Origin of the sequence: Actinomycetospora sp. NBC_00405, assembly GCF_036044095.1 — a bacterium.
GTDB classification, from domain to species: domain Bacteria; phylum Actinomycetota; class Actinomycetes; order Mycobacteriales; family Pseudonocardiaceae; genus Actinomycetospora; species Actinomycetospora callitridis.
This window is the reverse complement of record NZ_CP107938.1, coordinates 4882767-4908783: the sequence shown is the minus strand read 5'-3', so window position 1 is coordinate 4908783 and position 26017 is coordinate 4882767. Positions and strand designations below refer to the sequence as shown.

Sequence of the window (26017 nt, the reverse complement as noted above, 5' to 3'; positions counted from 1 at the left end):
TAACGGAGCAGGGACCGGAACGCTCTGGGCCGTCCGTGCCGCAGGGCTTGGCGAGCACGTGACGTGGCGCCACACTCCGCCTGCCACCACGCACGTGTCGGCCCTGGGGGGATCGTGAACACGAAGATCGAGACGGCGGGACGGGTCCTGGCCGGACTCCTCGGGTTCGTCCTCCTCGCGACCGGCGCCGTGGCGACCTTCATCGCCGGCACCAACAGCATCGGGCTGGGCTTCATGCTCGCCGCGGGGGCGATACTGACGATCCTCGCCGCCACGGGAGTCCTGCCCCAGAAGTTCAGCATCTCCAAGGACAGCATCGACATCGCCTACAAGCAGGGCGCCGAAGAGGGCTCGAAGAACACGAAGGACGCCACCAAGGACGCCCTGACGAAGGCCACGGCGGCGGATTCCGATCTCGCCTCGGAGCTGGCGAAGCTGGACGACCCGCAGTCGATCGGCAAGGTCCTCACGAGCCACCTGAACCACGCGATCGACGCCGACGTGCCCGAGCCCGCCGAGACCGCGAGCATGCTGGCCGGGCGGCGTCTCGTCTAGCCGATCTGCCGGCCTTCGGCGTTCTCCCAGTAGGGCTTGCGGAGGTCCTTCTTGAGTACCTGACCGCTGCTGTCAAGAAGGTGCTCGGACCTGCGACGACGGCGGTTCCTGGCCGGGCCCACGGTCCATCTGTTCCGTCGTGGTTCCGCGTTCCGCGCCGGACCGCTCCCGCCGATCCCCTGTCAGCCCCAACTAATCGCTACGCCCCTTCAGGGCAATCGCAGAGCGGAGAGGATCGCCTGGGGCGCCTCGCCGCCCGGGTCGAGGATGGTCTGCGCCTGGACCTCAAAGCCGCCGTCGCCGAGCAAGGTCGCGACCTGGTCGGGCTGACGCCGGTAGACGCGGACGTTCATCGGGTGCCCGCCGTACCCCTCGGTCTTCAACCAAGAGCCCTCGCCGGCGTGGAAGAGCAGTTGCAATCGTCCGCCGGGCCGTACCGCGTCGTGGAAGCGGGAAAAGACCGCGGGCACCGCTTCATCGGGGACGTGGATCAAGGACTGCCACGCGAGCACGCCAGCAAGCGCCCCGTCGGCAAGCTGCATGTCGGTCATCGAGCTGACCTCAAACCGCAGCGAGGGGTGGTACTTCCGAGCGATGTCGATCATGCGTGGCGAGAGATCGATGCCGAGGACGTCAAGACCAAGAGCATCGAGACGCGCCGCAACATCGCCCGGCCCGCATCCAACGTCGGCGACCAGGCCACCACCGCACGCCTTGACCTGATCTGCGAACAAGGAGAGGGCCGACTTCAGGTAGGCGTGCCCGTCCAACGCTCCGCGCACAAGCTCGGCGTAGCTCGCGGCGACCGTGTCGTACGACGATCTGGTGTCGGCCAACCAGTCCTCGTTGTGCACGGTCCGCACCGTAATGCCGGTACCGACCTTCACCCCGGTCGCAACACTGGCGCTCCCGGTCCCTGCCAGACGAGCGCGCTCGGGGTCTCTCCCTCGGCGGCGCGGGCTCTGCCATGCCGGGCCGCTCGTGCGGGTGCAAGCGCCCCGTTCCTCGATGGCCGGCGCATGCGTGCCGTGGTGGCGCTTGCGGCTGTGCGGGCGGTCTGGCAGCCGGCCTCAGCCGATGTGGCGCCCCTCGGCGTTCTCCCAGTAAGGCTTGCGGAGGTCCTTCTTGAGGATCTTCCCGGACGCGTTGCGCGGCAGGGCGTCGATGACGTCGACCGAGCGCGGCCGCTTGAACCCGGCCATGCGCTCCTTGCACCACTCCAGCAGCGCGTCGCCGTCGATCGTCGAGCCCTCCCGGGGGACGACGACGGCCTTGACCGTCTCGCCCCACCGCTCGTCCGGGACGCCGATGACGGCGACGTCGGCGATGTCGGGGTGGCCGGAGAGGACGTTCTCGACCTCGATGGGGTACACGTTCTCCGCCCCGGTCACGATCATGTCCTTGATCCGGTCGGTGAGGAACAGGAAGCCCTCGTCGTCGAGGTAGCCGGCGTCGCCGGTGTGGAACCAGCCGTCCGACAGCGCTGTCGCGGTCTCCTCCGGGCGAGCCCAGTAGCCGGGTGTCACCTGCGAGGAGCGGATCCAGACCTCGCCCACCTCGCCCGCGGGCAGGTCCTCGCCGGTGGCCGGGTCGACGGTCTTGAGCTCGACCCAGGGGTACGCCTTGCCCGCCGAGCGCATGAGGTGGGCGCGCGGGCCGTCCGGGTCGTGGTCCTCGGGGTCGAGCTGCGTGATCGCGCCGGTGGTCTCGGTCGAGCCGTAGACCTGGAACAGCGGCGCCTTGAAGGTGGTCAGGACGCGGTTCAGCACGGTGCTCGTGATCGGCGAGGCCCCGTAGGCGATGGCGCGCAGCTTCGACCAGTCGCGGTCGGCGGCGCCGGGCACCCCCACCAGGAACTGCAGCACCGCGGGCACGAGGAAGGCGTTGGTGACGCCCTCGTCGGCCATCGTGGCGAGCAGCTGGTCGGGGACGATGTCGGCGACGAGGACCACGCGCGCCCCGAAGGACATGCACACCAGCGCAAAGCCCGAGCCGCCGATGTGGAACAGCGGCATCGCGACCAGGCCGACCGACTCGGTGTCGAAGCCCCAGTGGTCGCCGACCGAGAGCAGCGCCGCGAACTGGGTGTGGGTCAGCACGACGCCCTTGGGCAGGCCGGTGGTGCCCGAGGTGTAGAGCTGCAGGACGCAGTCGTCGTCCTGCGCGTCGTCGGGCGGGTCGAGCACCTCGTCGGAGGCGGTGAGCCAGCCCTCGTAGTCGTCGTCGACGACGAGGACGCGACGCACCGCGTCGATCGACCCCACCCGCTCGCGCAGGTCGGCGACGTCGGGGCCCAGCACCACGAGCGGGGCCGCGGAGTCCTCGATGATCGCGATCAGCTCGTCGTGGGTGAGCCGGTTGTTCAGCGGCGCGGTCCCCGCGCGCACGCGGGGCGCGCCGAAGAGCAGGTCGAAGAACTCGGGGCGGTTCTTGCCCAGCCACACCACGCGGGCCCCGGCGCCGAGCCCGTCGGCCGCCATCGCGCGCGCCGCCAGGCCGGCGCGGCGGTCCAGCTCGGCGTAGGTCGTGTTCTGACCGTCGAACGTCAGCGCCACCAGGTCCGTGGCGCTCGCGTGCCGGCGCACGACATCGGTCAGGCGAAACGACACAGGAGACCTCCACGCGGGACCGGGCCGGGGAACGGGACAGAGGGGACGGCGGTGACGCCGACCACAGGCAGGCGCGACCGTAACCGGTCATACGGAAGCGCGGAAGAGTCAGGCTTGACTGTTACCGGGCGGTGCAGCCACGCTGAGGTCCACCAGCACGGACGCGGGCCCGCTGGACCCACAGGGGCGCCCGCACGTCCCCAGAGGAGGGGCCACCCGGTGGAGCGAACGATCTTCTCCGACGAGCACACCGACTTCCGGCAGATGGTCCGGGACTTCCTGGAGAAGGAGGCCGTCCCGCACCACCCGGAGTGGGAGAAGCAGGGGCACGTCAGCCGGGACATCTGGCTGGCCGCCGGGAAGACCGGCCTGCTCGCCATGGACATCCCCGAGTCCTACGGCGGCGGCGGCACGTCCGACCTGCGGTTCCAGTGGATCGTCACCGAGGAGGTCGCCCGTGCGGGCACGAGTGGGCTCGGCTTCACGCTGCACAACGACGTCATCGCGCCGTACCTGAACGAGCTGACGAACGACGAGCAGAAGCAGCGCTGGCTGCCGCGCTTCTGTACCGGCGAGATGATCACCGCCATCGCGATGACCGAGCCCGGCACCGGCTCGGACCTGCAGGGCATCCAGACCCGCGCCGTCCGCGAGGGCGACGAGTGGGTCATCAACGGTCAGAAGACGTTCATCACCAACGGCATCATGAGCGACCTGGTGATCGTCGTCTGCAAGACCGACCCGGACGCCGGCGCCCACGGCTTCAGCCTCATCGTCGTCGAGCGCGACACCCCCGGCTTCGAGCGTGGCCGCAATCTCGAGAAGATCGGCATGTCCGCCCAGGACACCGCGGAGCTGTCGTTCACCGACGTCCGCGTCCCCGCCGGGAACCTCCTCGGCGAGGAGGGCAAGGGCTTCATCTACCTGATGCAGAACCTGCCCCGCGAGCGGCTCTCGATCGCCGTCGGCTCGATCGCCGGGGCGGAGAAGGTCCTCGAGGAGACCATCAAGTACGTCAAGGAGCGCACCGCGTTCGGCAAGCCGCTCGCGAAGCTCCAGTCGGTCCGCTTCTCGGCGGCCGAGATGGCCACCAAGCTCGCCGTCACCCGCGCCTTCGTCGACCGCTGCATCACCGAGCTGGACGAGGGCAAGCTCGGGCCCGCGGACGCGTCGATGGCGAAGTACTGGGCGAGCGAGACGGCCAAGGAGGTCATCGACAGCTGCCTGCAGCTGCACGGTGGCTACGGCTACATGAAGGAGTACCCGGTCGCGAAGGCGTACCTCGACACCCGCGTCCAGACGATCTACGGCGGTACGACGGAGATCATGAAGGAGATCATCGGACGGGTGGTGCTCGGATGAGCGCGATCAAGGTCGGCATGGGGATCGCGTACGCCCAGGGCGGCTTCCGCGAGACCGTCGAGAAGGTCGTCGAGCTCGAGGACGTCGGGCTCGACGCGGTGAGCGTCGCCGAGCTGTACAGCTTCGACGCCGTGAGCCAGCTCGGCTACATCGCCGCCCGCACGTCGCGGATGCACATCGAGTCCGGCATCGTCCAGATCTACACGCGGACCCCGTCGCTGACGGCGATGACCGCGGCCGGCCTCGACTACGTCTCCGACGGTCGGTTCGTGCTCGGCATGGGCGCCTCGGGGCCGCAGGTCATCGAGGGCTTCCACGGCGTGACGTACGACGCGCCGGTCGGGCGGACGCGCGAGATCATCGAGATCTGCCGGCAGGTGTGGCGCCGCGAGAAGGTCGAGTACTCGGGCAAGCACTACACGGTGCCGTTGCCCCCGGAGCAGGGCACGGGGCTGGGCAAGCCGCTGAAGCTCATCAACCATCCGGTGCGGGCGCAGATCCCGGTGATGCTCGCGGCGATCGGGCCGAAGAACGTCGAGCTGGCCGCCGAGCTCGCCGAGGTCTGGGAGCCCATCTGGTTCCACCCGGGCCGGGCGCACGATGTGTGGGGCTCCTCGTTGGAGGCCGGCAAGGCCCGTCGCGACCCGTCACTAGGCGAGCTGCAGACCTCGGTCAACGTCCCGTTCGCCGTCGGGCCGGGCGCGGGGAAGCTGCGCGAGCACGTGCGTCCCCAGCTCGCGCTCTACGTCGGCGGGATGGGCGCGAAGGGCAAGAACTTCTACAACGACCTCGCCGCGCGCTACGGCTTCGCCGACGAGGCGGCCGAGATCCAGGACCTCTACCTCTCCGGCCGCAAGGACGAGGCGGCCGAGAAGGTGCCCGAGGAGCTCGTGCACGCGGTCTCGCTGATCGGCAGCGAGGACGAGGTGGCCGAGCAGGTGCGCGAGTTCGCCGCCGCCGGGGTCACGCAGCTCAACATCCAGCCGCTCGACCCGGACCACGAGACCGTGAAGTCGTCGCTGGAGACCCTGAAGTCCCTGCTGTAGGAGCGCTCAGGCGCCGGACCCGCCCTCGGGCAGCAGGAGCATGCGCGCGAGCTGCTTCCACTGCTCGAGGTGCGGGTCGGTCTGCGGGTCGCGCGGGTCGAACCCGTACGTCAGGGCGACGCCGCGCATCGCGGTCAGCAGCGTCTCGCGCACGAGCGCCGCGCGCGCCGGGTCGGCGTAGTCCTCGAAGAAGACGTCGACGGTCTGGCGGATCGCGGCGCCCAGACGCCGCTCGGCCGGGAGCAGAGCCTCGGCCAGCGCGGGGTCGGTGCGTGCGGCGGTCCACAGCTCGACCGAGGCCCAGAAGTAGGCCTGCTGGTAGGTCCACCACATGACCTCGACGGCGCGGTCGAGGCGGGGACCGGGGTCGACGTCGGCGTCCGGCAGGTCCGCGCGGGCGAGGCCGTCGGCGGCGAACCGGCTGGTCGCGAGGTGCTGCGCCGCGGCGACGAGCAGGTTCTCCTTGGACGGGAAGTGGTGCAGCAGCCGCCCCCGGGAGACCCCGGCGCGGTTCTGGATGGTGAGCGTCGTCGTGCCCGCGTAGCCCGACTCGACGAGACAGGACACGGCCGCGTCGAGGATCCGCGTGCGGCTGTCGGAGGTCCGCTGCTCGCGGGAGCGCCGCTCCGGCTCGGCGGTCGATCGGCTGCTCATCCTCTCACCCCTCCCCGTCCCTGGTGCCGTCGGTGGATGACGATCGTGCATGCCCCCGACGGGAACGGTCAAACCTGACTGTCCGAGCGGCCGGGGGGCACGCCGGGCCGCAGGACCGCGAGCAGGCCGTCGACGAGGAGGGCCCGCGTGCCGGCGCGGTCGAGCGTCCCGCGCACCAGCCACTCCCGGGAGGCCGAGCGCACCAGGCCGAAGAACGACCGCACGCGGGCCCGGTACGGGTCGTCGGGCGCGTCGGGGGCCAGGGCCGCGAGGACGCGGTCGGCGGCGATCTCGTCGGCCTCGGCCAGGATCGCGTCGACGTCGATGTCCCCGGCCGCCCCGGTGCCGACCGAGAGCCACAGGCCGCGGTGACGCTCGACGGCGTCGAGGAACCAGTCGACGGCGGCGCCGGCCCGCACGTCGACCGTGCCCGGCGGCAGCTCGGAGACCGCGACCTCCGGGATCGTCGTCAGCCGGCGCACGACCTCGAGGTAGAGCGCGCGCTTCGTGCCGAAGTAGTGGTTGATCAGGCCGCGCGCGACCCCGGCCTCGCCGGCCAGGTCGGTGGTCGACACCGCCGCGTACGGGTGCTCGGTGAACAGCCGCAGCGCACCGGCGACGATCTCCTCGCGCCGCGCGTCGGGGTCCAGCCGCCGGCCGCGCAGGGGTGTGCTCATCGGGCGGGGTCGACGTGGGGGCTTTCCTGATGGTGAACGTCAGCGTGGCCCCCAGGCTGAGACACCCGCGCGCGATCGGCCGGCGTCATCCCGAACAGCATCGCGAAGTCGTGCAGCGTCGCCGACGCGACGGGACGGCGCCCGGCGAGGAAGGCCAGTGGTCCGTCGGGGGCGAACGACCACTGCGCGGAGAGGAGCCCGAGGCCCGCGCGGCTGGACACCGGGCTCTCGCAGCGTCGGCCGTGCAGGTCCTGGGCCAGTGTGAACCCGACGCGCGGGCGTCCCGGGAGGCGACGGCCGTGGCGCAGGACCGCGGACGCCGCCGGACGGTCCGCGCCCTCGAGGGTCATCTCCGGCATGCCCTCGGCGACGCCGGTGAACCGCGCGAGGTCCTTCGGGATGCCCCACAGCTCCCGCCCGCCGTCGCGGGAGGCGGGGCTGTCGACCCAGATGGCGACGATGTGCGGGCGCACGCGGGCCCCGACGCGTCCGGCCACCGCGACCAGCAGCTCCCGATAGCTCATGGCGCCGCCCGGGGCGTAGTCGACCCACGCGGCCCCGACGGGCGTCCGGCCGCCGAGCACCAGGGGGCGCCAGTCGTCGGGCCAGGAGGCGGTCGGCAGGTCCTCGGCGGGAACGAGGAAGGTCGACAGGTCCATCCGGCCGACCAGCGTCCAGGGCTCCGGTGGGTAGGCGGTGGTCACGTCGGCACTCCGAGGGTCGGGGTCGGGAGGTCGGTGGTGGTCCGCAGCGCGCCCGGGGCGTCCGCGGGCACGGCGGGGTGGCGCGGGGCGACGGGCGCGACGCGGCGGTAGGGCTCGCCGGGAGCGGGTCGCGGGTCGGGCTCGCCGCGGTTGGGCCAGAGCGACATCGCGCGCTCGGCGAGCGCGGTGATCGTCAGCGACGGGTTCACCCCGAGGTTCGCCGGCACCGTCGAGCCGTCGACGACGTGGACGCCGGGGTGGCCGTGCAGGCGGTGGTACGGGTCGACGACGCCCGTCGCCGGCGTCTCGGAGATCACCGCGCCGCCGAGGAAGTGCCCGGTCACCGGGACGTTGACCAGCGTCGAGCTCGCGCCGACGGGGAAGCCGCCGATCCGGCGGGCGACGCGCCGGGCGACGTCGTGGCCCGACGGGATCCACGCGGGGTTCGGCGTCCCGGCGCCCGGGCGGGAGGTGAGGCCCCGGAACAGGCGCCGCGGCCGCAGCGTCAGCGAGTTGTCCAGCGACTGCATCACCAGCAGCACGATCGACTGCTCCGCCCAGCGCCGCGGGCGGTGCAGGGCCCGCAGGGTCCGGCGCGAGCGCAGCGCCTCGCCCGCGATCCGGCGCCACGACGGGCCGCGCGCACCGAGCGTGAGGTCGTCCGCCGCCGTCGCGCCGTCGACGAGCACCGCCGAGAGCAGCGCCAGCAGGTTCGACCCGCGCCCGTAGCGCACCGGCTCGACGTGGGTGTGCGGGTCGGGGTGGATCGACGAGGTGATCGAGACCCCGCGCGTGAAGTCGACGTCGTCGCGCGGGGCGCGCGCGGCGAGGATGGCCTCGGAGTTCGTGCGGGAGAGCTCGCCGAGCCGCGGGGAGACGCGCGGCAGGTCGCCCCGGCGCCGCATCCGGTGCAGCAGCCGCTGACTGCCCAGCGCCGACGCCGCGACGACGACCTGGTCGGCGCGCAGCGTGCGCCGCCCGCCGGGACGCCCGGTGTGCCGCGCGTCGACCTCGTAGCCGGCGGCACCGGACAGGTCGCCGCCGCGCGGGCGGACGCGCGTCACCGTCGTCAGGGGGTGCACCCGGACGCCCGCCGCCTCGGCGAGGTGCAGGTAGTTCTTGACCAGCGTGTTCTTCGCGTCGTGCCGGCACCCGGTCATGCACTCGCCGCAGTGCAGGCACGCGTGTCGCGCGGGCCCCGCGCCGCCGAAGTACGGGTCGGGGACCTCCTCGCCGGGTTTCTCTCCCGCCCTCCCGGCGCCGAAGAAGACCCCGACGTCGGCGTGGCCGAAGGTGTGGCCGACGCCCATCTCCTCGGCGACGTCGCGCATCACCTCGTCCGACGGCGAGACCCGCGGGTACGTGGTGGCGCCGAGCATCCGCGTGGCCTGGTCGTAGGGCAGGTCGAGCTCGTCGGCCCAGTCGGTGATGTCGCGCCACTGCGGGTCGTCGTAGAAGGCGCGCCCGGGCCGGTAGAGCGTGTTCGCGTAGACCAGCGAGCCGCCGCCCACGCCGGCCCCCGAGAGCACGAGGACGTCGCGCAGGGGGTTCACCCGGAAGATCCCGAAGCAGCGGGCCCACGGGGCCCACAGGTAGTCACGGAACTGCCAGGAGGTCGCGGGGAAGTCGCCGTCGGCGAAGCGGCGGCCCGCCTCGAGCACCCCGACCCGGTACCCCTTCTCGGCCAGGCGCAGGGCGCTCACCGCGCCGCCGAAGCCCGAGCCGACCACCAGGACGTCGTAGTCGGGAGCCACCATGACCCCACCCTCGCGAGCCGTTGGCAGCGTGTCAACGAGACCCCGACAACGCTACCGACCAGTAGCGGGAGGTCGGCGGCACGTTGACACGAGAGCAAAACAGTCCATCATGACTGTTGAGAGCAGTCGGCTCACCACGCGCGCGAAGGGACACCCCACCCGTGACCGAGGCATTCATCTACGACGCGCTCCGCACCCCTCGCGGCCGGGGCAAGGCCAGTGGTTCGCTGCACGCGACCAAGCCCGTCTCGCTGGTCGTCGGACTCATCGACGAGCTGCGCAAGCGGAACCCGGAGCTCGACCCCGACAAGCTCGAGGACGTCGTCCTCGGCTGCGTGTCGCCGATCGGCGACCAGGGCGGCGACATCGCCAAGACCGCGGCCATCGCCGCGGGCCTGCCCGACCACGTCGGCGGCGTCCAGCTCAACCGCTTCTGCGCCTCCGGGCTCGAGGCCGTCAACCAGGCCGGCCAGCGCGTGCGCTCCGGCTTCGAGGACCTGATCGTCGCCGGCGGCGTCGAGTCGATGTCCCGTGTGCCCATGGCCTCCGACGGCGGCGCCTGGGCGATGGACCCGGAGACGAACCTCAAGACCTCGTTCGTCCCCCAGGGCATCGGCGCGGACCTCATCGCGACCCTCGAGGGCTTCGGCCGCGAGGACGTCGACGCCTACGCGCTCGAGTCGCAGACCCGGGCGGCGAAGGCCTGGGCCGACGGCGCCTTCGACCGCTCGATCGTCCCGGTGGTCGACCGCAACGGCCTGACCGTGCTCGACCGCGACGAGCACATGCGCGAGACGACGATGGAGGGCCTGTCCGGCCTCAAGCCGTCGTTCGCCGGCATCGGCGACATGGGCGGCTTCGACGCGGTGGCGCTGCAGAAGTACCACTGGGTCGAGGCCATCAACCACGTGCACCACGGCGGCAACAGCTCCGGGATCGTCGACGGCGCCGCGCTGGTGCTGCTCGGTTCCGAGGAGGCCGGCACGCAGAACGGCCTCACCCCGCGCGCCCGCATCGTCGGCACGGCCGTCTCCGGCGCCGACCCGACGATCATGCTCACCGGCCCGACGCCCGCGTGCGAGAAGGTGCTGGCCAAGGCCGGCATGACGGTCGACGACATCGACCTCCTCGAGATCAACGAGGCGTTCGCCGCCGTGCCCATGAAACTCATGAAGGACCTGGGCTTCCCGCACGAGCGCACCAACGTCGTCGGCGGCGCGATCGCGATGGGGCACCCGTTGGGCGCCACCGGCGCGATGCTCGTCGGGACCATGGTCGACGAGCTCGAGCGCCGCGACCTGCGCCGCGCCCTGGTGACGCTGTGCATCGGCGGCGGCATGGGCGTCGCCACCATCATCGAGCGCGTCTGAGCCACCCCCGGAACGTCACCGACCAGCGAACGAGGAGTCAGTAGCGCAGTGTCCGAGAACATGTTCCGGTGGGAGGCCGACGGGGACGGCATCGTCACGCTGACGATGGACGACCCGACCGCCTCGGCGAACACGATGAGCGCCAAGTGGGGCGAGGACTTCGCCGCCACGCTCGACCGTCTCGAGGCCGAGAAGGACTCGATCACGGGCGTCGTCCTGACCTCCGCGAAGAAGACCTTCTTCGCCGGCGGCAACCTCGACGACCTCGTGAAGTACACGAAGGCCGACGCGCAGAAGGTCTTCGACCAGTCGCAGTCGATCAAGGGCCTGCTGCGGCGCCTGGAGACGCTGGGCAAGCCCGTCGTCTCGGCGATCAACGGCGCGGCGCTGGGCGGCGGTCTCGAGATCGCCCTGGCGACGCACCACCGCATCGCCCTCGACGCGAAGGGCTCGAAGATCGGGCTCCCCGAGGTCACGCTGGGCCTGCTGCCCGGCGGTGGCGGCGTCGTGCGCGTCGTGCGCCTGCTCGGCCTGGCCGACGGCCTCATGAACGTGCTGCTGCAGGGCCAGCAGCGCAACCCGAGGGCCGCGCTCGAGGCCGGGCTGGTGCACGAGGTCGTCGACACCCCCGAGGAGATGATCTCCCGGGCGAAGCAGTGGGTGAAGGACAACCCCGAGGCGATCCAGCCCTGGGACCAGAAGAAGTACAAGATTCCCGGCGGCACGCCGTCGACGCCGTCGTTCGCAGCGAACCTGCCCGCGTTCCCGTCGAACCTGCGCAAGCAGCTCAAGAACGCCCCGATGCCGGCGCCGTACAACATCATGTGCGCTGCGGTCGAGGGCTCGCAGGTCGACATCGACAACGCCGGTCAGATCGAGTCGCGCTACTTCGCCGACCTCGCCTGCGGGCAGGTGTCGACGAACATGACGCGCGCCTTCTTCTTCGACCTGCAGGCCATCAACAAGGGCGCCTCGCGCCCCGACGGCTACGAGAAGCACAACGCCCGCAAGGTCGTCGTGCTCGGCGCCGGGATGATGGGCGCGGGCATCGCGTACTCGTGCGCGATGTCGGGCCTCGAGGTCGTCCTCAAGGACGTCTCGCAGGAGAACGCCGACAAGGGCAAGGCGTACTCGCAGAAGATCCTGGACAAGGCCGTCTCGCGCGGCAAGCAGACCCAGGAGAAGGCCGACGAGGTGCTCGCGCGCATCACGCCGACCGCGGACGCCGCCGACGCCTCGGGCGCCGACCTCGTGATCGAGGCCGTGTTCGAGAGCCCCGACCTCAAGAAGCAGGTCTTCGCCGAGGTCATGCCGTACCTGGCGCCCGACGCGGTGCTGGGCTCGAACACCTCGACGCTGCCGATCACCGACCTCGCGACCGGCGTCGACCGGCCCGAGGACTTCATCGGCCTGCACTTCTTCTCGCCGGTCGACAAGATGCCGCTCCTGGAGATCATCCGCGGCGAGAGGACGAGCGACGCGACGCTGGCCAAGGCCGTCGACATCGCGCTGCAGATCAAGAAGACGCCGATCGTCGTCTCCGACAGCCGCGGGTTCTTCACCAGCCGCGTCATCGGCACGTTCATCAACGAGGCCGTGGCCATGCTCGGCGAGGGCGCCGCGCCGTCGTCGATCGAGCAGGCGGGCTCGCAGGCCGGTTACCCGGCCCCGCCGCTGCAGCTGATGGACGAGCTCACCCTCACGCTGCCGCAGCACATCCGCCAGGAGACCCGCAAGGGTGTCGAGGCGGCCGGCGGCACCTGGGTGGCGCACCCCTCCGAGGCGATCATCGACCGGATGGTCGAGCTCGGCCGCAAGGGGCGCTCCTCGGGCGCCGGGTTCTACGAGTACGACGAGTCGGGCAAGCGCACGCGCCTCTGGCCGGGCCTGGTCGACGAGTTCGGCGCGGCCACGGGCGACCTGCCGTTCGAGGACATGCAGGAGCGCATGCTCTTCGCCGAGGCCCTCGAGACCGTGAAGTGCTTCGACGAGGGTGTCCTGCACACCATCGCCGACGCCAACATCGGCTCGATCATGGGCATCGGCTACCCGGCCTGGACCGGCGGCGTGGCGCAGTACATCGACGGCTACCCGGGCGGCCTGCCCGGCTTCGTCGAGCGCGCCCGCATCCTGGCCAAGGCCTACGGCGACCGCTTCGCGCCGCCGGCCTCGCTGGTCGAGAAGGCGGAGAAGGGCCAGTCGCTGCGCGGGGAGTGACGCTCGGCTGGTCGTGAGGTTTCACGCGAAGGGCACCTTCGGACGCATAGAGCGTCGGGAGGTGCCCTTCGCTCATTCCGGGGTCGCCGGCCCCGATCGGGCGAGGGGCTCCCATCGCCGCTCTATCCGGGTGACGGTGCCCTTCGCGCGGAACCGCAGTTCCGCGCTCGGCGCCCATACCGTCAGTCCTGACTGTCTCGTAGGCTCAGCCCCGCCACGACCGCGGCGAGAGGAGATCAGGCCCCATGGGTGTGCTGGACGGCGTCAAGGTCATCGAGGTGGCCGGGATCGGACCGGGGCCGTTCGCGGCGATGATGCTCGCCGACATGGGCGCCGACGTCCTGCGCGTCGACCGGCCGGCCGGGGGACGCGGGCTCTCGATCGGCAACGCGAGCAAGGACGTGCTGGCGCGCGGGCGCCGCTCGGTGGCGCTGGACCTCAAGTCTCCCGAGGGCCTGGAGGTCCTGCTCGACCTCGTCGAGGGTGCCGACGTGCTGCTCGAGGGCTACCGACCGGGCGTCGCCGAGCGCCTCGGCTTCGGCCCGGACGAGTGCCACGCCCGCAACGAGCGTCTCGTCTACGGCCGGATGACCGGCTGGGGCCAGGACGGGCCGAACGCCGCGCGGGCGGGGCACGACCTGACCTACCTGTCGACGGCCGGCGTCGTCGCGCACATGGAGGGTCCCGACGGCGCCCCGGCGATCCCGATCAACCTCGTCGGCGACTTCGGCGGCGGCGGGATGCTGCTCGTCGTCGGCGTGCTCGGGGCGCTGGTGGAGCGCGCGACGTCGGGGCGCGGACAGGTCGTCGACGCCGCAATCGTCGACGGCGCGGCGCTGCAGATGGCGATGCTCTACGGCATGCGGGCGGGCGGGATGTGGCCCAACCCGCGCGGCCAGAACCTCCTCGACGGCGGCGCGCCGTTCTACGAGCACTACCGCTGCAGCGACGGCGGCTGGGTCGCCGTCGGGGCCATCGAGCCGCAGTTCTACGCCGAGCTGATGACGCACCTCGGGCTCGAGGGCGAGGACATCGCGAGCAACCAGTGGGACATGGCCCGCTGGCCGGAGTTCCACGGGCGGCTCGCGGAGGTGTTCGGCACCCGCACCCGCGACGAGTGGGCCGCCGACCTCGAGCCGACCGACGCCGTCGTCGCCGCCGTGCTCGACATCGACGAGGCGCAGGAGCATCCCCACAACCAGGCCCGCGGGCTGTTCATCGACGCGTTCGGCGTCCGCCAGCCCGCGCCCGCGCCGCGCTTCGACCGCACGCCCAGCGCCACGCCGTCCGCGCCCGCGGCACCGGGGCAGCACTCCGCCGAGGCCCTGGCCGACTGGGGCATCGCTCCGGACCGTGTCGCGAAACTGCAGGAGGCCGGAGTCGTCCACCAGGCCTAGGGTCTGACCTTCGGCCGTGTGCGTGCGTGTCCGCGCTCCGACACGGGTAAGCGCGCACGAGCGCGGAACGCAGAGGAGGGGCCCGTGATCCTGACCCCGGCCGGGGCGTGGCGTGCCCTCGACAACGTGCGCGCCCGTGTGCTCGAGGGGCCGCTCGCGGACCTGCGTCGCATGCCCCGCTCGGCGTTCGACACCGGTCCGGGCGACCCGGGCGCCGGCGGCGTGGGCCGGGCACTCGGCCTCGCGCGCTCCGGATCGGTGAGCACCTACCGCTACGCCGTGCACCCCACCGCGCGGCTGCGGGGCTCCCCGATCCTGCTGGTGTCCCCGCTCGGCGCGTGCGGCGTCGCCTTCGACCTGCGGCGCGGCAACAGCCTGGTCGAGCACCTCGTCGGCGAGGGCCGATCCGTGCACCAGGTCGACGACGAGGACCTCGTCGGGTACGGCGGCGCGATCTCCCCGGGTCCGGCCGACCTCGAGCGGTGGGTCGACGAGATCCTCCCGCACGTCGTGCACACGGTCAGCCGCCACCACGACGGCGCCCCGGTGCACCTGGTCGGCTGGTCGATCGGCGGCCTGCACAGCGTGCTCAGCGCTGCCGGGCACCCCGACCTCCCGCTGGCCTCGGTCACGGCGATCGCGACGCCGTTCGCGCTGGACGAGGTGCCGGCCGTGGTCCGGGCGCAGCCGTTGGCGGTGGCCGCCGGCGGGCCGGTCCTGGCGACGCTGCAGACGCTCCTGGCGATCATGCCGCTGCCCCGGTTGATCAGCGCCCTGGGCCTCGGCTCGCTCGACGAGCTCCTGACCGCGCCGCTGACGATGATCGCGCGGCTCGACGACCGCGACTTCCTCGCGCAGCTCGAGGCGGTCGACGACCTCCGGGCGATCATCGGCGAGCAGGCCCGCTACGTCGGCAGCTACTTCCGCGCGATGCTCGACCCGGCCGACCTCGCCATCGGCCGCGTCCCCGTCGGGCACCGGGTGATCGACCTCGCGGACCTGCAGCGGCCCACGCTGCTCGTCGCCGGGGAGAACGACCGCGTCGTCCCGCCCCGCGCCGTCCGCACCGGCGCGCGCCGTCTCACGGGCGCGCCGACGCGTCTGACGACGGCGCCCGGCGGGCACCTGGGCGTCCTCGCCGGGCGGGCGGCCAAGCACACGACGTGGGCCCGGCTGTGCGCGTTCCTGGACCACCACGACGCCCCGGCCGTCGTCGAGGGTGGCAGCCCCGGGAGCCGACGTGTGCTGCGCCCCGCCCGGTCCGCGCCGCGGCGTGCCGTGGAGCCCATCCGCCCGTCGGTGACCGAGCTCCCGCCGCCGGTGGACGAGGCCGACGTGGCCGGCGACGAGGACCGCGACGACGCGCCCGCGGCCAAGCCGGCGGCCGCCCGGCCGGCACGCAGGTCGTCGCGGCTGCCCGCCCCCAAGCGGGCCTCGCGCTCCACCCGGCGGCGCTAGAGAAAGGCCTGCTGGCGTGGGCGTCGTCTACTGTGACGACGTGGTCTCGTTGCGTGATGCCCGGCGCGATCGGGGGTGGTCGCAGACGACGGCCGTCGCCCGGCTACGGGAGCTCGCGGAGCAGGGCGAGGTCGACGTGGCCAGCGCCGCCAGCCTCAAGACGCAGCTCTCGCGCTGGGAGAACGGCACCGTCCCGGACGAGCCCTACCGGACGCTGCTCGCGGAGCTCTACGAGCGCGAGCTCGGCGAGCTGGGCATCGACGTGACACCCCACTGGGAACGCACCCACGAGATCCCCGACCTGCTCACCGAGATCCGCGACGAGCTGCGCACCCTGAACGAGCTGCTGCGCGAGCGCCGCGACGAGCCGACGGCGCACTAGGGCCGGTTCAGACCTCCGGCGAGCGGCCCGCGAGCTGCAGGCGGGGCGCGTCCGGCGACTCGGAGGTGCGCGCCAGCACGACCCCCAGTGCCGCCACCGAGACCGTGCCGACGGCGGCGACCGCCTCGGCCGTCAGATCGAGGACGTCGGCCAGAGGGCGCAGCGGCGCCAGCAACATGTTCACGTAACCCCTACGGAGTGCGGACGGTGCAGGACCCGAGGAGGTCCACACGACGGTCCGCAGCGGCTCTGCCGGGGACTCTTCGGGACCACCCTCGCGAGTTCGTGGTCCCATCGTGCCAGTCGTTCGGGACGGCGGAACCCGCTGTCGCGGCAATTCACACGTCGGTCATATCGAACTGCGTCGATCGGTCGATCTGGTGCGCCCATCGGACCTGAACTTCCGACCACTGGGAGTGTCGATCTCCGCACGCGCCGTGCCGACGACTCGGGCCTACGGTGACGGGGTGCGCCTTCGCCAGCTCGGTACGAGCGACCTGCAGGTCTCGGAGATCTCCCTCGGTTCGTGGCTGACCTACTCCGGAGGTGTCGAGGCGGACGCGACCGCCGCGTGCACCCGCGCCGCGTTCGACGCCGGCATCACGTTCTTCGACACCGCCAACGTCTACGGGCGCGGCGCCGCCGAGGAGGCCTGGGGCCGGATCCTCGCCGACTACCGGCGCGAGGACTACGTGCTCGCCACCAAGGTCTACTTCCCGATGTCCGACACCGACCGCGGGCTCTCCCCCGCCCAGGTCGCGAAGCAGATCGACGCCTCGCTCACGCGGCTGCGCACCGATCACGTCGACCTCTACCAGTGCCACCGCTTCGACGCGCAGACGCCGATCGAGGACACGATGGAGGCGCTGGCCGAGGTCGTCCGCGCCGGCAAGGCCCGGTACCTGGGCTTCAGCGAGTGGACCCCGGACCAGATCCGCGCGGGCCTCGAGGCGTGCCCGGACGACGTGACGCTGGTGTCCTCGCAGCCCCAGTACTCGATGCTCTGGCGCGCGCCGGAGGCCGAGGTGTTTGGGGTGACCGCGGAGCACGGCATCTCCAACATCGTCTGGTCGCCGATCGCGGAGGGCGTGCTCACCGGCAAGTACCGCCCGGGCGAGCCGGTGCCCGTCGACTCGCGGGCCGCCAGCGACGAGATGAACGGATTCATCAAGCAGAAACTCACCGACCGGACGCTCGAGGCCGTGCAGCGCCTCGTGCCGATCGCCGAGGGCGCCGGGCTCTCGATGCCGGAGATGGCGCTGGCCTGGGTCCTGCGCCGGCCCGAGCTGGCGTCGGCGATCGTCGGGGCGTCGCGTCCCGAGCAGGTGCACGCCAACGCCGCCGCGGCCGGGATCGAGCTCAGCGCCGACACCCTCACCGCCATCGACGACGCCCTCGGCGACGTCCCCGTCACCGGCCAGCGGCTCGCCCCCGGCGCCTCGGCGGAGATCACGAGGCGCTGACGCGCACGTGAGGGGTTTGGGTCGCCCTGGCGACCCGGATCCCTCACGTGGGGCGAAGCCCCCTCACCGCGGCAGGCGTCGCCAGGCCCACCGCGGCAGCAGGCGCAGGGCCGTGAACAGCACGCGCAGGGAGCCCGGCACCCAGACGACGTCGCGACCGCTGGTCAGGGCGTCGGCGGTCGCGTCGGCCACCTGGCCCGGGGTGGACGACAGCGGCGCGGGGTCGATCCCGCTGTCGGCCGTCATCCGCCCGATCACGAAGCCGGGGCGCACGAGCGTGAGGTGCACCCCGCTGCCGTACAGGGCGTCCGCGAGGCCCGAGGCGAAGCCGTCGAGCCCGGCCTTCGCGGAGCCGTAGACGTAGTTGGCGCGCCGCACCCGCACGCCGGCCACAGACGAGAACACGACGATCTCGCCGCGTCCCCGGGCGCGCATGCGCGCGGCGACCTCGGTGAGCACCGCGACCTGCGCGGTGTAGTCGGTGTGCACGACGGCCGCGGCGTGCGCGGCGTCCCGCTCGGCGCGGGCCTGGTCGCCGAGCACGCCGAAGGCCAGCACCACGGTGTCGGGCAGCCCGTGCTCCGCCTCGACGGCGTCGAGCACCGCGGCCTGTGCGCCGAGGTCGTCGGCGTCGAACTCCACGGACGCGACCTCGGCGCCGGCGCTGCGCACCGCGGCGGTCTCGGCGGCCAGGTCGTCCGCGCGCCGCGCGGCGAGCACGACGGTGCCGGCGCGGCCGGAGGCGGCGAGGCGGCAGGCGAGCGCGACCCCGATCTCGCTGCGGCCACCGAGGACGAGCACGACCGGCGCGGGTGACTCAGCGGTCCGATCAGCCATCGCGGCAGCCTAGGCAGCACACCCTCGCCCTGCGGCGCCCGGCCCCGTAGCGTCCGCGAGGACGAGGGAGGGCAGACGCGGTGAGGATGTTGCACGCGATGGTCCCCCCGCACGCCCTCGACGACGTGCGGCGCGCCCTCGAGCGTCACGCCGTGCTCGGGATGACCATCTCCGAGGTGCGCGGCCCCAACTCGGGCGGCCGGCGGGCGCTCCACCGGGGACAGGTCGTCGTCGACGAGTTCGCGCCCTGCCTGCGCATCGAGACGATCCTGCACGACGAGATCGTCGAGCGGGTGCTCGGCGAGGTCGCGGGCGCGGTGCACCCGGACGGCCGTCTGTGGGTCGTCCCGGTGGACCTCGTCACCCGCGTCCGGACCGGCGAGCGCGGCGCCGACGCGGTGTAGCGGGTGTAGCGCGCTATGACCCAGCGCGCCCAACGGACGCGACCGTCCGTCGCATCGGTCGGCCCACTGGGCGGTATCGGGTGTCGTCGGCGTGCGCCCAGCGGCCAGGATCGGCCCACTGATGGACGCCGCCATGGAGCGGGTGCGAGGGTGACTGTGTCGGAGATCCGCGGGCGACATCGCCGCGACGTCGCGTCCCTCGAGCACGCGGCTCTCTTCTACGACGGCGACGAGCAGTTCGTGCGGGGCGTGGTCGGTCACGTCCGCGCCGGCCTCGAGGTCGACGACGCGGTCGTCGTGGCCCTGCCCGACGCCCACCTGTCCCTCGTCCACGATGCGCTGGGCGACGACGCGCAGGCCGTGGTCCTCCAGGACGTGCGACGCCTGGGCCTCAACCCGGCGCGCCTGGTCCCCGCGCTGCAGAAGTTCGTCGACGACCGTCCGGGGCGTCGTGTCCGCGCGGTCGGCGAGGCGCTGTGGCCCGACCGTCCCGCCGACGAGCGCGCCGCCTACCTGCAGCACGACGCGCTGACCAACCTCGCGTTCGCCGACCGTCCGGTCTCCGTGCTCTGCCCGTACGACACGCGCCTCCTCGACGCGGACGGCCTCACCGACGTCCGCGCCGCGCACCCGCTCGTCCTCGAGGACGGGACGCCCGTGGCCAACGCGGGCTTCGGCGACCCCCTGGTGCTCGCCGAGGCCGCCCTCGGCCTGCTGCCCGACGGGCCCGAGGAGAGCGAGACCCTGGTGTTCCGGCCGCCGCACGGCCCACGCGCCGTCCGCCGGGCCGTCGCCGAGCACGCCGCCGACGCGGGGATGACGCCCGACCGCGTCACCGACTTCTGCCTGGCGGTGCACGAGGTCGCCCTCAACACGGTGGTGCACACCAACGGTCCGGGCATCCTCTCGCTCTGGCACACCGACGACCGGATGGTCGCCGAGATCCAGGACTCGGGGTACGTCGACGACCCGCTCGTCGGGCGTCACCCACCCGGCCCGTCGGACGGCCGCGGCTACGGGCTGTACCTCACCCATCACCTCTGCGACCTCGTCCGGCTGCACAGCACGCCCGACGGCGGGACGACGGTCAGGATGACGATGTACCTCGACGGGCCGCACCGCTAGCGTTCGCTCCCCCGATCCCTGGAGCGCGCCGTGGACCGTGCCCACCTGCAGACCGCCGTCGAGGCCGAGCGTCGTGCGCTGGCCGACGTCCTCGACACCCTGACCCCCGAGGAGTGGCGCTCGCCGTCGCTCTGCGCGGGATGGACCGTCCAGGACGTCGTCGCGCACCTGACGCTCACCTCGCGGCTCACGCGCTTCCAGGCGGTCAAGGCCATGGTGGCCGCGCGGGGCGACATCAACCGGATGATCGACAGGTCGGCCCGCGCGCGGGCCGCGGAGTACTCGCCCGGCGAGCTCGCCGCCCAGTACCGGGAGACGATCTCCTCGGCGCAGCGCCCGCTGGGCACCCAGCCCGCGGACCCGCTCGTGGACGTCATGGTCCACGGCCAGGACATCACGCGGCCGCTCGGGCGCACCCTGGCGATGCCGCCCGAGCACGCGGCCCTCGCCCTCCACCACGTGTGCGCGTCGTCGTTCTACGGCGCCAAGAAGCGGCTCGAGGGCCTGCGCCTCGTCCCCACCGACATCGACGCGTCGTTCGGGGACGGCGACCGCGAGGTGCACGGCCCGGCCGGTGAGCTGCTCCTGGTGGCGACGGGCCGCTCCGCCGGGCTGGCGGCCCTCTCCGGCCCCGGGGTGGAGGACGTCGCGGCGCGCGTCGGCTGACCCTCACGCGGGTCCGACGTCGGTAGCGGACCGGACATGTCCGCTCCTCCTGGTCTCCTGCTCCGGACCCGAGGAGGCGCCATGTTGTCCCAGTTCCCGCTCAACCCGGTCCTGCCCGCCCAGGACGGCGAGCGTGCCCGTGCCTTCTACCGGGACGTCCTGGGCCTGACGCTCGTGTCGGGGCCGCACGACGACCCGATGATGTTCACCGCGGCCGAGGGCACACGCGTCCTCGTCACCGAGATCCCGGACCGGGCACCGTCCGACCACGCCGTCGTCGCGTTCCTCGTCGAGGGTCTCGACGAGATCGTCGACGAGCTCCTGCGCCGGGGTGTCACCTTCCACGACCCCGGCGCCGAGCGCGGGTCCTTCGCCGGGCAGGCCGGCCGCGCGGAGGGCGTGATCACGGACTACGGGCCGGTGCGCAGCACGTGGTTCCACGACTCCGAGGGCAACGTCCTGGCGCTCAACGAGATCGTCGACTGATTCCCTATCGGGGATCGGGGTGTCAAGGAGCCTTGCGCGTGGTGGTGGGCCGGCGTGAGGATCCGTGGTGGGGAAGGTCGCCTCGTTTGTCGACGCCGCGTGCGTTTGACCGTTCATGTCCTGCGAGGACTTGCTGAGGGGCCTTCCCCGCCTTCGTCTTGGGGGGCTGGTGCTTGCGGCTGCGGCGGCGGGCGCGGACCTCGGTGGAGACGGTCCACCGCTCGGCGATGATGGTCTTGGCCCGCTCGGGGTTCACCGGGGTGCCGTCGGTGTCGCAGACGACGTAGGGCATCCGGCGGCGCATGACCGTCCAAGCCCGTTCGGCCAGGGCAGCGGCGACCACACAGAGCGCTTTGGTGTGTTCGGCGCCGCGCTCGACGACCTGGGTGTAGTAGATCCTTGCCAGCTGGGGGTCCTGCTTGCGGGCGTGGTCGGCGGCGCGGACCAGGGTGGTGCGCAGCAGCGCCGGGCCGGCCTTGCTCATGGGCTGGCCCTTGCGGTCGGTCTCGCCGGTCTCCGAGGCCCGCGGGGCGAGCCCGGTGAAGGACTTGAAGTGACGGGCCGACGGGAAGCGATCGGCCCGTCCCATGATCGCGGCCAGGGCCGGGCCACCGACGGCGGCCAGGCCGGGCAGGCTGCGGGCCAGCTGGCCGGGATCGGCCCACCGATAGGCCTCCTCGCGCGCCTGGGCGTGACCGGCGAGCTCGGCCTGGGTCGCGCGTAGCAGTCGCACCTCGCTGGCGACCTCGGCGGCCAGATCGGTGAACGGCATGGCCGGGTAGGCCCGGTAGAGCTCGACCGCCTCGGTCGCCGCCGCCCGCCAGGCCGCAGCCCGCTCGGCGCCCTGATGGCCGTGCGAGGCCTTCACGATCACGGCGGTGAGCCGGGCCGGCCCGGCCCGCAGCAACACGCGGGGATCGGCGAAGCGCTCGAGCACGGCCAGATCGGCGACGCCGAGATCGCCGGTCAGCGCAGTGGCCGGCATCAGCTGGCGGGCCAGGTCCTTGATCCGCACCTTGTGCTCGGTGGCGGCCCGGGTCAACCGATCTGTGGCCCGCACCCGCCGGTCCAGCGCTGCGGCCTCGACCCCGGGCAACTCCACCGGCGCCAGCCCCTGTAAGGCGACCAGCGGCAGCCGGGCCAGGGTGTCGGCATCGATGCCGTTGCTCTTGGCGTGCCGGGACAGGAACCGCCGCAGGTCCGCGGCCTTGGCGCTCGAGACCCGGTAGACGGTGTGGCCGCGGCCGGTGAAGAACACCGCCACCGGTAACCACGCCGGTCCGGTCGGCTCGATCACCACCTCCAACCGCGTTCCCGCCTCGGCCCCGGCCAGCGCCGCGGACTCGACCCGAGCGAATTCCTCGACCGTCGGCGCACAACGACGCCGACACACCTGCTGACCCTCGCCGTCGAGCACCCGCACCGTGTGCGCGCTCGCGATCCCCAGATCGATCCCGACCAGCCGTCGACCCACGCTGCCCCACTCCTTCGTCGTCGCTGACATCAGCTCCGACCAGGCCCGGATCGGGCGGCGTGTCTGCTCGGCCACGGTCCCCAAAGGCGGCGTGCGCGTCCTGACGACGGCTCCCACTCATGTGCTGCAACCAGGCCCGACCTCGACCGGCATCGGCCTACTTCCCTCATCCGGGACACCGTGGCCAGGCCAGCGGTGGCAATCAGCCGAACAAGGCCCGAACGGCCCTGAGGTTCCCCCGGTAGCCCGGAGTGCTTCCTACCTGGCCGGGACGGGCTCGGGGTGAGCCCGGCTGGTGTGCCGGGTGTGCTCGTACTCGTCCGGCGAGCGCCAGCCCAGGCGGGCCTGGATGCGCTCGCGGTTGTACCAGCCGTCCACGTAGGCGAACAGGGCGTTCTCGGCCTCTTCCCGGGTCCTCCAGGTTCTGCGGTACACGAGCTCGGTCTTGAGGGTGGAGAAGAAGTTCTCCATCAGCGCGTTGTCGTAGGAATCGCCGACCGACCCCATCGACGCGAGAATCCCGTGATCTTCTAGCCGAGCCGAGAATCGGAATGACGTGTAGTTCGAGCCGCGGTCGGAATGATGCCTAAGCTGGCCGTCGCGCACCTCGCGGGACCAGACCGCGTATTCGAGAGCGCCGAGGACGAGTTCGGTGTCGCACCGGTCGGAGGTCTTCCACCCGACGATGCGGTTGGAGAACACGTCGCGGACCGCAGCGAGCCAGAACACGCCCTCGGCGCAGGGGATGCGGGTCGCGTCGGCGACCCAGAGCCGGTCCGGGGCCGAGGCGGTGAAGTCCCGATCGACCAGGTCGGGCGCCGGGGCGGCCCGCGGGTCCTGGCGGGTTGAAGGCTTCCGCCAGCGCTTGCGCAGGTAGGCGCCCTGCAGCCCCGCGCTACGCATCAGCCGCTCGACCCGCTTGCGCGAGACCTGCCGGCCGCGGCGGCGCAGAGTGGCGTGCACCCGCGGGGCGCCGTAGGTCTGGCCCGACCGGTCGTGCACCTCGCGGATCTCGGCGAGGACCTCGACATCCTCGCGACGGCGCGGTGAGGGGTCACGGTCCTGGGCGAGCCAGCCATAGAAGGTCGAGGGCGCCACCCCGAGCTGAGACAGAATCGGCTCGACGCCGAAGTCATCTTTTCGGGCGGCGACGAACGCTATGACCGTTTCCTTGTCGGGTCGATCTCCTGGGCGAAAAAAGCGCTCGCCGCCTTGAGGATTTCGTTGGCTCGGCGCAGCTCGGCGACTTCCTTGCGCAGGCGGCGCAGCTCCTCGGCCTCGGCGGTCGTGGGGCGGTCGTCGCGCTCGCCGTTGTCGGCCTCGGCCTGGCGCACCCAGTTGCGCAGCGCCTCGTGGTGCACCCCCAGCTGCTCACCGAGCTGGCGGAAGGTCGGTCGCGGGGTGGACGACCGGTAGAGCCGCACAGCCCGCTCGCGCAGCTCGTCGGGGTACTTCTTCGGTGCTGCCATCGGAGACTCCCTTCACGGCCCACGGCCATGATCGTCGGTCTCCGGGCTACCGGGGGAACCTCACCCTCAGATCGCCCGCCCTCAGAGGCACCTCATCGCCACCCACCGGACCAGCCGGGATGCGCATGCAACCCTGCAAGCCCGAGCTGATCAACGCCCGGAGCGCTTTACATGAGGTCTCTTGCCCCGCGGAGAGGCTGAGCGCGTGACAGGTCGACTCATGGGGTTCCTCGGGATGTCCGACCTCGACGCCGGGCAGAGGTTCTACGAGTGACGTCCTCGGACTCCGCAGGGCGAGCGCCCGTTCACCCTGGGCGGCGTCTGGACGGCGCTGGGCGGCGCGAAGATCGCGTGGTCCCGGGACCCGGACGGCAACAACCTCTCGCCGGCCGAGCTCACGGCATGGGGATGGAGAAAGCCCCTGACCGTTCGTGCTGGTCAGGGGCTCGGTGGCGGGTGAAGGATTCGAACCTTCGAAGCTTTCGCGACGGATTTACAGTCCGCTCCCATTGGCCGCTCGGGCAACCCGCCAGGGTGTGCCACCCCGCAGGATGACGTCGGCAAGAATACAGATGCCGGCTCGCCGTCGATGCAGGCGGCCCCCCGGTGCGCACGCCCGGCCGACACGTCAGGGAGGACGACGATGGCCAACCCCTCGTTCGACGTCGTGAGCAAGGTCGACCGCCAGGAGGTCGACAACGCGCTCAACCAGGCGAGCAAGGAGCTCTCACAGCGGTTCGACTTCCGCGGCACCGGTGCCGACGTCTCCTGGGCCGGCGAGGAGGCGATCACCGTCAGCGCCGAGACCGAGGAGCGCTGCAACGCGGCGATCGACGTCTTCAAGGAGAAGCTGATCAAGCGCGGCATCTCGCTGAAGGCCTTCGACATCGGTGAGCCCGGGCTCTCGGGCAAGGCCTACAAGGTCACCGGAACCCTGGTGCAGGGCATAAGCAAGGACAAGGGCAAGGAGATCTCGAAGGCCATCCGCGACGAGGGCCCCAAGGGCATCCAGGCCCAGATGCAGGACGACCAGCTCCGGGTGACGGGCAAGAAGAAGGACGACCTCCAGGCCGTCATCTCCCTGCTCAAGGAGCGCGACTTCGAGATCGCGCTGCAGTTCACCAACTACCGCTGACGCCCGCGCCGGGCCGTCACGCCCGACGGTGGCGACCGCCGGCCAGGGCGTGGCGGGCACCGACCGCACCGGCGACGGCCGCGGAGCCGAGCAGGCCGTAGGTCAGGAGATCCGGGACGCCCGCGGGGGCGCTGCCGTCGCCGGCCTCCACGCCGCCGACGGGGTAGGCCGGCGTGCTGTCGTGGTCGTCGGAGGCGCTGTCGTCCTCGGTCACCGCCGCGGGCACGGTCTCCACCTCGTCCGCGTAGCCGAACGACTCGCAGGCGATGCCGTCGTCGTCGGCGTCGAGCCGCTCGGGGTCGCTGGGGTCGTCGTCCAGGACGGCCTGGGCCTCGGTCTGCGAGTCGAAGTCGGCGCAGTCGCGGTCGCGGGTGCTGGTCGAGCTCTCGTGGGACGTCTCCTCGGCGCTCCGGGTGTGTCCGGTCGAGGAGTGGCGCGTGGACGGGGCCGGCTCGACCGGCGCGTCGTCGTCCTCCAGGGAAACATCGGTGATCGCCTCACGAGAGGGCAGGCTCTCGCACGCCCGCCCGTCGTCATCCTTCCCGTCCAGCTTGTTCGGGTCGGTGGTGTCCTCGTCGTACACCGCCTGCGCGTCCTCCTGGTACCGGAAGTCGTCGCAGTTCTTCACGTCCGCTCCGGCCGCGAGCGCCGCGCCCGCACCGGGGCCGACGGCCGCCAGCAGCGTCAGCCCGCCGAGGGCGGCGACGTGGAAGCGACGGGACCGGCGAGCGGCGCGGTGAGCAGGCACGATGATTCCCCCGAGTGATGAT

The 26017-nt window shown here is 72.3% G+C and carries 26 protein-coding genes and 1 tRNA gene; 14 read left to right on the top strand and 13 right to left on the bottom strand.

Translation table 11 applies throughout. The features are described from left to right. The first annotated feature begins 114 nt into the window (after window positions 1–114). Window positions 115–555: a hypothetical protein gene (locus OG774_RS24300; protein WP_274194394.1), complete on the top strand. Its 441-nt coding sequence runs from the start codon at window positions 115–117 to the stop codon at window positions 553–555. 209 nt (window positions 556–764) lie between these two features. Here the strand turns inward: OG774_RS24300 and OG774_RS24295 are convergent, their stop codons facing one another. Next, entirely contained in the window at window positions 765–1409 is a 645-nt protein-coding gene (locus tag OG774_RS24295) for a class I SAM-dependent methyltransferase (protein ID WP_328304929.1), read from the bottom strand. A gap of 216 nt (window positions 1410–1625) precedes the next feature. Further along, window positions 1626–3164, bottom strand: coding sequence for a long-chain-fatty-acid--CoA ligase (locus tag OG774_RS24290; protein WP_328304928.1), 1539 nt, complete (start codon window positions 3162–3164; stop codon window positions 1626–1628). Between the two features lie 219 nt (window positions 3165–3383). On the opposite strand from OG774_RS24290, the gene OG774_RS24285 reads away from it, so the two are divergent. Next, a complete protein-coding gene (locus tag OG774_RS24285) occupies window positions 3384–4526 on the top strand; it encodes an acyl-CoA dehydrogenase family protein (RefSeq protein WP_328304927.1) in 1143 nt (380 codons plus the stop codon). Window positions 4527–4531: 5 nt separating this feature from the next. Then, window positions 4532–5572, top strand: coding sequence for an LLM class F420-dependent oxidoreductase (locus OG774_RS24280; RefSeq protein ID WP_328311134.1), 1041 nt, complete (start codon window positions 4532–4534; stop codon window positions 5570–5572). 6 nt (window positions 5573–5578) lie between these two features. On the opposite strand, the gene OG774_RS24275 is transcribed toward OG774_RS24280, so the two are convergent. The 4 genes from OG774_RS24275 to OG774_RS24260 form a co-directional block, all read right to left on the bottom strand. Continuing rightward, window positions 5579–6226: a TetR/AcrR family transcriptional regulator gene (locus OG774_RS24275; protein WP_274194415.1), complete on the bottom strand. Its 648-nt coding sequence runs from the start codon at window positions 6224–6226 to the stop codon at window positions 5579–5581. 68 nt (window positions 6227–6294) lie between these two features. Continuing rightward, a complete protein-coding gene (locus OG774_RS24270; RefSeq protein ID WP_328304926.1) occupies window positions 6295–6903 on the bottom strand; it encodes a TetR/AcrR family transcriptional regulator in 609 nt (202 codons plus the stop codon). Then, window positions 6900–7607 carry an acetoacetate decarboxylase family protein gene (locus OG774_RS24265; protein ID WP_328304925.1) on the bottom strand — a complete coding sequence of 236 codons (708 nt, stop codon included), beginning with the start codon at window positions 7605–7607 and terminating at the stop codon, window positions 6900–6902. Before OG774_RS24265 ends, OG774_RS24270 begins: the two co-directional genes overlap by 4 nt. Further along, window positions 7604–9364 carry a GMC family oxidoreductase gene (locus tag OG774_RS24260; RefSeq protein WP_328304924.1) on the bottom strand — a complete coding sequence of 587 codons (1761 nt, stop codon included), beginning with the start codon at window positions 9362–9364 and terminating at the stop codon, window positions 7604–7606. Before OG774_RS24260 ends, OG774_RS24265 begins: the two co-directional genes overlap by 4 nt. Window positions 9365–9525: 161 nt before the next feature. Here OG774_RS24260 and OG774_RS24255 point away from each other — a divergent pair, with 161 nt between their 5' ends. The 5 genes from OG774_RS24255 to OG774_RS24235 all read left to right on the top strand — a co-directional run bounded on the left by OG774_RS24255 (window position 9526) and on the right by OG774_RS24235 (window position 16188). After that, window positions 9526–10734, top strand: coding sequence for an acetyl-CoA C-acetyltransferase (locus OG774_RS24255; protein WP_328304923.1), 1209 nt, complete (start codon window positions 9526–9528; stop codon window positions 10732–10734). Between the two features lie 60 nt (window positions 10735–10794). Beyond that, window positions 10795–12951: a 3-hydroxyacyl-CoA dehydrogenase NAD-binding domain-containing protein gene (locus tag OG774_RS24250; RefSeq protein ID WP_328311132.1), complete on the top strand. Its 2157-nt coding sequence runs from the start codon at window positions 10795–10797 to the stop codon at window positions 12949–12951. A gap of 245 nt (window positions 12952–13196) precedes the next feature. After that, window positions 13197–14348 (top strand): CaiB/BaiF CoA transferase family protein, encoded by a 1152-nt coding sequence (locus OG774_RS24245; RefSeq protein ID WP_328304922.1) that lies wholly within the window; start codon window positions 13197–13199, stop codon window positions 14346–14348. Window positions 14349–14432: 84 nt separating this feature from the next. Further along, window positions 14433–15806 (top strand): alpha/beta fold hydrolase, encoded by a 1374-nt coding sequence (locus tag OG774_RS24240; protein ID WP_328304921.1) that lies wholly within the window; start codon window positions 14433–14435, stop codon window positions 15804–15806. A gap of 40 nt (window positions 15807–15846) precedes the next feature. After that, window positions 15847–16188, top strand: a complete 342-nt coding sequence (locus OG774_RS24235) for a hypothetical protein (protein ID WP_328304920.1) — start codon at window positions 15847–15849, stop codon at window positions 16186–16188. 7 nt (window positions 16189–16195) lie between these two features. Here OG774_RS24235 and OG774_RS24230 read toward each other — a convergent pair whose 3' ends face one another. Beyond that, window positions 16196–16372 (bottom strand): hypothetical protein, encoded by a 177-nt coding sequence (locus OG774_RS24230; protein WP_328304919.1) that lies wholly within the window; start codon window positions 16370–16372, stop codon window positions 16196–16198. 283 nt (window positions 16373–16655) lie between these two features. Here OG774_RS24230 and OG774_RS24225 point away from each other — a divergent pair, with 283 nt between their 5' ends. Next, on the top strand, window positions 16656–17651 hold the full coding sequence (locus tag OG774_RS24225) for an aldo/keto reductase family protein (RefSeq protein WP_328304918.1): 996 nt from the start codon (window positions 16656–16658) through the stop codon (window positions 17649–17651). Between the two features lie 63 nt (window positions 17652–17714). Here OG774_RS24225 and OG774_RS24220 read toward each other — a convergent pair whose 3' ends face one another. Continuing rightward, complete coding sequence (locus OG774_RS24220; protein ID WP_328304917.1) at window positions 17715–18488, bottom strand: SDR family NAD(P)-dependent oxidoreductase; 774 nt, start codon at window positions 18486–18488, stop codon at window positions 17715–17717. 98 nt (window positions 18489–18586) lie between these two features. Here OG774_RS24220 and OG774_RS24215 point away from each other — a divergent pair, with 98 nt between their 5' ends. The 4 genes from OG774_RS24215 to OG774_RS24200 all read left to right on the top strand — a co-directional run bounded on the left by OG774_RS24215 (window position 18587) and on the right by OG774_RS24200 (window position 21169). After that, window positions 18587–18892, top strand: coding sequence for a P-II family nitrogen regulator (locus OG774_RS24215; RefSeq protein ID WP_328304916.1), 306 nt, complete (start codon window positions 18587–18589; stop codon window positions 18890–18892). A 150-nt stretch (window positions 18893–19042) separates the two neighbouring features. Then, on the top strand, window positions 19043–20017 hold the full coding sequence (locus OG774_RS24210) for a sensor histidine kinase (protein WP_328304915.1): 975 nt from the start codon (window positions 19043–19045) through the stop codon (window positions 20015–20017). A gap of 30 nt (window positions 20018–20047) precedes the next feature. Then, window positions 20048–20683 carry a maleylpyruvate isomerase family mycothiol-dependent enzyme gene (locus OG774_RS24205; protein WP_328304914.1) on the top strand — a complete coding sequence of 212 codons (636 nt, stop codon included), beginning with the start codon at window positions 20048–20050 and terminating at the stop codon, window positions 20681–20683. Between the two features lie 81 nt (window positions 20684–20764). Then, window positions 20765–21169: a VOC family protein gene (locus OG774_RS24200; RefSeq protein ID WP_328304913.1), complete on the top strand. Its 405-nt coding sequence runs from the start codon at window positions 20765–20767 to the stop codon at window positions 21167–21169. A 22-nt stretch (window positions 21170–21191) separates the two neighbouring features. Here OG774_RS24200 and OG774_RS24195 read toward each other — a convergent pair whose 3' ends face one another. The 4 genes from OG774_RS24195 to OG774_RS24180 form a co-directional block, all read right to left on the bottom strand. After that, entirely contained in the window at window positions 21192–22718 is a 1527-nt protein-coding gene (locus tag OG774_RS24195) for a transposase (protein ID WP_328303196.1), read from the bottom strand. A gap of 183 nt (window positions 22719–22901) precedes the next feature. After that, complete coding sequence (locus OG774_RS24190) at window positions 22902–23759, bottom strand: IS3 family transposase (protein ID WP_328311130.1); 858 nt, start codon at window positions 23757–23759, stop codon at window positions 22902–22904. 41 nt (window positions 23760–23800) lie between these two features. Further along, entirely contained in the window at window positions 23801–24112 is a 312-nt protein-coding gene (locus OG774_RS24185) for a transposase (RefSeq protein WP_328304912.1), read from the bottom strand. Window positions 24113–24562: 450 nt separating this feature from the next. Further along, window positions 24563–24643 (bottom strand) — tRNA-Tyr (locus tag OG774_RS24180). A gap of 112 nt (window positions 24644–24755) precedes the next feature. Here OG774_RS24180 and OG774_RS24175 point away from each other — a divergent pair. After that, a complete protein-coding gene (locus OG774_RS24175) occupies window positions 24756–25247 on the top strand; it encodes a YajQ family cyclic di-GMP-binding protein (RefSeq protein ID WP_274194432.1) in 492 nt (163 codons plus the stop codon). A 16-nt stretch (window positions 25248–25263) separates the two neighbouring features. Here the strand turns inward: OG774_RS24175 and OG774_RS24170 are convergent, their stop codons facing one another. Next, window positions 25264–25995: an excalibur calcium-binding domain-containing protein gene (locus OG774_RS24170; RefSeq protein WP_328304911.1), complete on the bottom strand. Its 732-nt coding sequence runs from the start codon at window positions 25993–25995 to the stop codon at window positions 25264–25266. Window positions 25996–26017: the final 22 nt, after the last annotated feature.

Bases quoted from the DNA above. Each gene is read 5' to 3' on its own strand.
- OG774_RS24275 (WP_274194415.1), bottom strand. From the start codon at position 6,226: ATGAGCAGCCGATCGACCGCCGAGCCGGAGCGGCGCTCCCGCGAGCAG.
- OG774_RS24270 (WP_328304926.1), bottom strand. From the start codon at position 6,903: ATGAGCACACCCCTGCGCGGCCGGCGGCTGGACCCCGACGCGCGGCGC.
- OG774_RS24260 (WP_328304924.1), bottom strand. From the start codon at position 9,364: ATGGTGGCTCCCGACTACGACGTCCTGGTGGTCGGCTCGGGCTTCGGC.
- OG774_RS24250 (WP_328311132.1), top strand. From the start codon at position 10,795: ATGTTCCGGTGGGAGGCCGACGGGGACGGCATCGTCACGCTGACGATG.
- OG774_RS24245 (WP_328304922.1), top strand. From the start codon at position 13,197: ATGGGTGTGCTGGACGGCGTCAAGGTCATCGAGGTGGCCGGGATCGGA.
- OG774_RS24220 (WP_328304917.1), bottom strand. From the start codon at position 18,488: ATGGCTGATCGGACCGCTGAGTCACCCGCGCCGGTCGTGCTCGTCCTC.
- OG774_RS24215 (WP_328304916.1), top strand. From the start codon at position 18,587: ATGGTCCCCCCGCACGCCCTCGACGACGTGCGGCGCGCCCTCGAGCGT.
- OG774_RS24200 (WP_328304913.1), top strand. From the start codon at position 20,765: ATGTTGTCCCAGTTCCCGCTCAACCCGGTCCTGCCCGCCCAGGACGGC.
- OG774_RS24185 (WP_328304912.1), bottom strand. From the start codon at position 24,112: ATGGCAGCACCGAAGAAGTACCCCGACGAGCTGCGCGAGCGGGCTGTG.
- OG774_RS24175 (WP_274194432.1), top strand. From the start codon at position 24,756: ATGGCCAACCCCTCGTTCGACGTCGTGAGCAAGGTCGACCGCCAGGAG.